This window comes from Pedobacter sp. 01N416, from assembly GCF_056399685.1.
Map to the genome: position 1 here is coordinate 1 of NZ_JBFTRT010000231.1, position 7508 is coordinate 7508.

The following is a 7508-nucleotide window of genomic DNA, read 5'->3' on the forward strand; positions in this document are numbered from 1 at the left end:
GCTTAAAGGGGCAGGCTGGCGTTCGATCTTATTGATCTCAGTTAAACCGATAAAAGTTTTTCTAATCGCTTCTTTAACCAATTGCTCTTCACTTTGCGATTGTTGCTGCTCAAAAATGAATAAAGGTTTATCAAAATTTGGACTACGGTGTTTTAAATCGTCCATAAAATCTTTAACCTGTAAGTTCTGGCAACCAAGGCTCAATACAGTAACACCCGCAACGTTGGGATGATCGGCATAAGCAGCCAATAATTTACTTAATACAGCAGCATCCTGACGGGTACCACCGCAACCACCCTGGTGATTTAAGAATTTAATGCCATCAACATTTTTAAAAACGCGGTTGGCTGACGGGTTTGCAATTCCAATTGAACTTGGATCAGCTTCTTCCAGGATTTCGCCGTTTTTATAAGCCTCAACCAGCTCATGGGCGTAAGATTTGTATTTATCGGTTACCGCATAACCCAATTCATTGTGCAAAGCTTCACGGATCACATCTAAATTGCGGTTTTCGCAGAAAACAGTCGGAATAAACAACCAATAATTTGCAGTTCCCACGCGGCCATCACTACGGATATAACCATTAAAGGTTCTGCCTTCAAATTTAGAAACATCAGGGGCATGCCATTCGTAATGGTACGGACGGAATTCATATGGATCAGAAGCATGTTTAGTGTTTTCTGTATCCATTAAACCACCTTTTAGGATAAAATGCTGTGCTTTCCCTACCAGTACACCATACATAATAATGTGATCACCCGCATTCATATCCTGCATAAAAAACTTATGCTTAGCCTGGATATCATCCTGTAAAATATATTCCTGCCCATCGTAAATAACGGTTTCGCCTTTTGCCAGGTTTTGTAGGGCAACAAGTACGTTATCGTTAGGATGGATTTTTAAAATTCTAGTAACCATTTTAAATTGTTCTTTCTGAATGCAAGTTACTTAAAGTTTCTTTTGCACCCTTGTTCTGTAATAAATCAACGTAAGATTTTACGGCCGCGTTAAAGCCAGGGTAATTATTCAAGTTTTTATCCCAAAGACGTCTGTCGCCAAGGGTATTATCTACAACCGTTTCAGGGTTTTTCCAGTAATCATATAGAATCTCTGCAAATTCATCCTGTATCGGAAAGGTTTTTCCGTTTGCGCTGGCCGTGTAAGTATCACCATCTTTATTCACATTCATGAAAAGAATATATGCTGCCACACCTAAAGCAGTAAGTTGAGGTACTTCATTGTTTAAAGCGTAATATCYTCTGATTAACGGCATGTTACGCATCTGCATTTTTGAGGTGAAGTTTAGCGTTATGGCTTGCCACTGGTGCTCTAAGGATGGATTGCTAAAACGATCAATTACGCTTTCTGCAAAGGCAATCGCTTCATCATAGGTAATATCTTCGTTTACCACAACAGGGGCAATTTCATCTTTCATCAATTTTAATACATTGGCTGAAAAATCTTCATTCGCCATAGCCTCTTTTACGGTATTAAAGCCCGCTAAAATGGCCAATCCACAGCTAATGGTGTGCGTACCGTTAAGTAACCGGAGTTTTAGCTCTTTAAATTTATCGATCGATGGAACAATAAAAACCCCTTTATCAGCCTTTTCAAAAGATAAAATCTCCTTCACTTTTTCGCTTGAAGATTCGATAGCCCAAAGCCTGAAGGGCTCGGCCATAATCATGAGTTCATCTGCATAGCCCAGTTCACTTTCAATCGCTTTTTGTTCAGCCTCAGGAAGTTTTCCCGGAACAATCCTATCGACCAAAGTTTTGCAGAAATGATTGGCTGTTTTTAACCAGTTTTCGAAATCCCAGCCCAATTTGTTCTGGATGGCCAGATCTAATAAAATTTCTTTCAATTTATCAGCATTATCACTGATTAATTCTGTAGGTACAATCACCATTCCGCTTTCGGCCGAGCCGTTAAAAGCAGTATATCTTTCGTGCAAGAATGCCAATAGTTTCCCTGGATACGATTGTGGTGGATTATCAGTTATTTTATCTTCGCTTTTAACAATCCCAACTTCAGTAGTGTTAGAAATTACGACCTGCATTTCTGGCTGGTGGGCAGCTTTTAAAATTTCGGTCCAATCTTGCGAAGCCGATAAAACACGGCTGATTGATGAGTTGATTGAATTTTCTTCAACATTAACACCATCTTCGATACCTTTTACACAAAGTGTGTATAAATTATCCTGTTTCGAAAATGCATCGGCACCACCTTTTGAAGTAGATTTGACTACTAAAATACGCCCATTAAAAATACCTTTCTGGTTGGCCTTATCAATAAAATAATCTGGTAAACCACGTAATAAAACACCAGTTCCAAACTGGATTACTTTTTCTGGTAAAGCCAAAATTTCGGCGCTTGGTTTGGTAACCTTGTCGCTGTTAATGTTTGCTAAATTTTCTTTGTTTAAAATCATATCCTTGCGATTTCCGTCATTGCGAGGAACGAAGCAATCTTAAAGCGGTAGAAATTCCCACCCATAGTAGTAAGATTGCTTCGTGCCTCGCAATGGCGATTTTTATAATTATTTATTTCCCATTCGTGCTTAACCACTTCGGGTATTCCTTTTCAATTAATTTCTGTCCCCAGTTGCCATACCAGGCATAACCGTTTCGCCGCTCAGGACTTAACTCTTCCAATTTTGTTTTAATGGTATTGTCGCGATCGCCGAAAATCGGAGTGTTTTTCTCTATATCGTAAAAACGCGCCCAAGCCATGCTGGTGTTATCGGCAACCAAAGCTGAAATATTTTTGTTCCGATCAAAGCGGTAGCCAGCTATTTTATAGGTATCGAACCATTTCACCGCTGCAGCAACTGCATTTTTCACTTCTGGTGATGGGTTTTTAAGCCTAATTAAAAAACGGACAATACCTGCCGATTCACTTGTACTTAACGAGGCAGGCTCAAATGCCCTTGCTTTTGCAGGTAACATCGAGTCTTTATCGTATTGTGCAGCCCAGATGGTTAAAGTTCCATTTTGTTTTACCTGCGTTTTGATAATACAATTGATACCATTTGCAATGGCTTTCTCGGCTTTTTTGATGTAGGCTGGATTCACGACCTCAAAATCATTTTTTTGAGTTGCAATATCCTGTAGAATGTTCAATACATTAATCATTGCATCATCATTGTAAGTAATTTCTGAACGGTATAAAGTTTTATCAGGATAATACTGTGGCCAGCCACCATTGGCATATTGAGCAGCTAAAATATAATCCAATCCTTTTTCAGCTGCCGCTAAATAAGCCTTGTTTTGTGTTTTTTTATAAGCTTGAACCAGATATACCACTTCTCTGCTGGTGGCTTTATTATCGAATGTGGCATGCAAATCTTTAGTTGCTTTTATCTTAGCCAAAAGCTCGGGCGTTAAGGTTGCCCCATAGTTAACCACGCTTTTATCTTCCAACTGCTTAGGCCAACCACCATTGCCGAGTTGATATACAAGCATTTTTTCTGCAGTAGAATCGGTAGGCTGCTGCGCATAACACGATAACATTAAGCTTATACAGATCAGGGTTAACAATATTTTTATTTTCATCATTGTTGTTTGTTAGTTTATTGCCACGGAAGCACGGATTAACACGGAGAACTTTTTTATTCCAATCTGTCACGTTGAGCTTGTTGAATTGCTATTTGCCGTAATTTTAGCAAGTTCTTCGACAGGCTCAGGATGACAGTTCTATTTCGTTATCTGTGTTCATTTTTTTCATCTGTGGTTAATTTTACCTGGAACGACTTCCGTGGTCTGTGTCCCCACAGATCACCACTTAATTCTTTTTCCGTGCTTCCGCGTTTCCGTGGCTAATATTTTATTTATCTGCGGTTAAAACCTACTTTTTACCCGGAACCTGTTTAATCAACCATTTTACCAAATCGTTCGTTGCCTTAAAGTTTTCAAAATCTGCAGGCAATTTTCGGCCATCGATATATTCGTTGTAAAACCACGGATCACCTACCGCGAAAACAGTTCCCTTACCATATTTTGCTGTTGCAATAAGTACATCACCATTATCCTTTAAGGCCGAAACGGCAGGGCTTTTTGCTACTATCGTCGAAATTTCTTTGATGTAAACCTTTTTAGCTGTTTTAAAAATTGAATTTCCGACAGGAATTTTTACTGCGCCCTGCTCAAAATTTGAGCCTTGAACCTTATTGCGGCTATCTTCGTTAAAATGAATGCCGAAGGTTTCTGGTAATACGTTGAATTTCGAAATTTCACAATTGCCAACATCATTTAATAACAATACCAATACGCCACCCGCTTTAACCCATTCGCTAACCTGTTTGGCATGTGCGGCAGTCATGAAATTCGGGTTTGCTGTTTCTTTTTCCGTATCAGGATCTACAATAATGTAAATGTTACTTCCTTTTAAGTTTGCTGTTGTTGGTGCTGTTTTAAGGGTAGCGGTTTTAACGCCTGCATCATTAAATACTTTACCGAATAATGAAAAACCGTTATTATCATCTTCTTCCCATACGTAATGAAAGGGAATTTTATCGCCGGTTGGGCCGGTCATATACTCGTTATTGAAAAAATTATCAACCGTAACGGTTAAACCTTCACCTGTTTTAGGGAGTGCAGCAATCTCCATTTCTGAAGCGGCGCAGATAAACGCCCCTACACCTTTCGGATCGTTGGTGATTACTTTTTCGCTAATGTAATAGTCGAAACTTCCGTCGCGGTATTTAGGTTTCCCACCCAATCCTGATACCGAAACGGTTTTGGTCAGGTTTATTCTTTCTGCTCCTGCTTGTTCAACAAATTCTTTCTTTAAGCCTGCGTAACCTTTATTTGCAGCGGCCATAAATGATGGTGCCAACCAACCTTTACGTACACCTTTGGCTAATCCATATACAAACATGCTCGACGCAGAACTTTCGAGGTAATTTCCTTTTCTGGTTGGCATATCTAAAATATCGAACCAAACACCCGATTTCGCATCCTGGTATTTTACTGCAGCAGTTGCTGTACGGTTTAAAATGGCTATTAATTCTTTCCTTTGTGGATGATTGGCCGGAAAATTATCCAGCACATCTACCAAAGCCATAATGTACCAACCCATTGCCCTGCCCCAGAAATTTGCTGAGCGACCTGTTTTTTTATCGGCCCATTGTTCTGCTCTGCTCTCATCATAACCGTGATAAAGTAATCCTGTTTTAGCATCGCGGGCATTTTTCTCCATCAGGATAAACTGCTTGGCAATGTCGTCGAAAGCTGCATCTTTTTTCATCAGCTTGGCATACTCCGCATAAAACGGTTCGCCCATGTATAAGCCATCCAACCACATTTGATTGGGATAAATTTTCTTGTGCCAAAAGCCACCTTCCTGGGTACGTGGCTGTTTTTGCAGCTGATCGTATAATTTAGTTGCTGCTAACAGGTATTTTTGTTGTCCGGTAACCTTATATAACAATAATAACGAACGGCCATTTTTAATGTTGTCGATATTAAAATCGTCAGGTTTATACGTATTGATATTTCCTTCCTTATCCAAATAGGCATCCATTGAGCTTTGGATGTACTTGAAATATTTCCCATCGCCGGTATTCCGCCAAACAGTTGCGGCACCTTCCAGTACCACGCCCATGTCGTAGGTCCATTTAGGGCCTTTGGCACCTTTTAACAGTGTAGTATCCTGAAACAGTTTTTCCATCGCTGTTAGGGTTAACTGTTCTGACAATTTCTTTTGGGCAAATCCACTTTGTGTTAAAATAGAAAAACCGATGAGCGCAGCTGCTGTATATAGAATTGATCTCTTCATGTTTGTTATTTTGAAATTTCCAGTGCTTTTTTATCTACCTCTATACCTAAAAGTGAGGCCATTTTTGCTTTAGAAACATCTGTTCTGCTAATTTTTACACCTTTTGTTTTTTCTCCCGATACGTCAAACAAAACCTTGCTGTTGTCAGGGTATTTTAAGTTACTGATATTGATGTTGGAACTGTTCTGGATCATTACAACCGGACTGGTGTCTTCTGTAATTACGTTTATATTTTTAAGGAAAATGCCAGCGGCTTCAATAATTTCAATGCCTTTCTTCGCTTTTATGGTTACGTTTTCCAGGTGGATATCTTTGATGTTCATTTCTGGCAGTCCCCTGAAAAATATGGCTTTCTCAGCGCCATTGGCTACCACATCTTTAATGTAAAAGTTTCTGAACTGAGGGGTCGCTTCGGTTACCGGAACCGTTACCGTTTTAATGGCTTCGCGTTTTTCGCCTGCCAAAGGAACCGGATCAACCGCAGCATAATACATATCAAACAGAATCGCTTCGCCTGGAATATCGATCATGTTGATGTTGTTGATGTAAATATTTTCTACCACACCACCACGGCCGCGGGTAGTTTTAAAACGCAGGCCAATATCGGTGCCGATAAAAGAACAGTCGTACACCCAGATATTTTTCGCACCGCCACTCATCTCGCTTCCGATTACAAAACCACCATGGGCATGGTAAACCACATTATTCCGAATAATTACATTTTCTGTAGGTACGCCACGTTTGCGGCCCGCTTCATCTCTTCCCGATTTAATACAGATCCCATCATCACCCACATCGAAAGTGCTGCCTTCAATCAATACGTTTTTGCACGATTCTACATCAACACCATCACCATTCTGTGCAAACCAGGGGTTTTTTACTTGTAAGTTTCTTAAGGTCAAATCCTCGCAGAGTAAGGGATGTAAATTCCATGCCGGTGAATTTTGAAAGGTAACACCTTCTAAAAGAATTTTTTTGCAACCTGTTAAAACCAACAGATTCGGGCGAAGAAAATCTTTTATATCTTCATAATCGGCTGCTGTTTTACCAGCCTCAATTACGCCGGCATTTTTGGTATTCGAACCTTTAACGGTTTTCTCAGATGGGTACCACATTTTTCCGTCAGCCCTCACTACGCCACCAGATGCCACCAAGGTTTTCCACTGTGTTTCGGTCAATTTATCTTTTTTAACCATGCGCCAGGCACCACCGTTCCCGTCGATAATCCCCGTTCCGGTAATGGCTATATTTTCGAGGTTAACACCCGAAATCGGACTCTGGTTTCTCCACGCTGGTTGACCTTCCCAATTTCCCTGTACCAATTTGTATTGGTTAAAGTCGTCGGTAAACTGAAGGATTGCATCGCGTTTAAGGTGTAGGTTTACATTACTTTTTAACTCAATAGGACCAGTTAACCACAAGCCTGATGGAATTAAAACCACACCACCACCTTTCTGGCTTACACTGGCTATGGTTTTATTGATGCTTTGCGTATTTAAGGTAATCCCATCACCCTTTGCTCCAAAGCTGATAATACTTGTGGTATCTTTTTTAAATTTAACCTGCTGGATAACGGGTAGGCTTTGCTGTTGTTGCGCTATGGCAGCACTTGCAGAAGATAAAATTAAGCATGCCAGCGCTACTTTAATACGGCATAAACTACCAGAAATATGTTTCATTATTTGTGCTGTTAAATTATACTTGGTTATTGTAATAACAAGTGTACGTTG

General features: G+C 40.0%; 5 protein-coding genes. All 5 read right to left on the bottom strand.

Translation table 11 applies throughout. The annotated features are described in order from the left end of the window. The coding region (locus tag AC1DND_RS14085) for a UxaA family hydrolase (RefSeq protein ID WP_477582468.1) at nt 1-918 on the bottom strand (918 nt) is incomplete at its 3' end. Between the two features lies 1 nt (nt 919). Continuing rightward, the gene (locus AC1DND_RS14090; RefSeq protein ID WP_477582470.1) at nt 920-2431 is read right to left on the bottom strand and encodes a tagaturonate reductase; all 1512 of its coding nucleotides are present in this window, start codon (nt 2429-2431) and stop codon (nt 920-922) included. A 112-nt stretch (nt 2432-2543) separates the two neighbouring features. Then, nucleotides 2544-3557 (bottom strand): pectate lyase, encoded by a 1014-nt coding sequence (gene pelA, locus AC1DND_RS14095; protein WP_477582472.1) that lies wholly within the window; start codon nt 3555-3557, stop codon nt 2544-2546. A 289-nt stretch (nt 3558-3846) separates the two neighbouring features. Beyond that, nucleotides 3847-5778 (bottom strand): glycoside hydrolase family 88 protein, encoded by a 1932-nt coding sequence (locus tag AC1DND_RS14100; RefSeq protein WP_477582474.1) that lies wholly within the window; start codon nt 5776-5778, stop codon nt 3847-3849. Between the two features lie 5 nt (nt 5779-5783). Continuing rightward, nucleotides 5784-7457: a glycoside hydrolase family 28 protein gene (locus AC1DND_RS14105; protein ID WP_477582476.1), complete on the bottom strand. Its 1674-nt coding sequence runs from the start codon at nt 7455-7457 to the stop codon at nt 5784-5786. Nucleotides 7458-7508 lie beyond the last annotated feature (51 nt).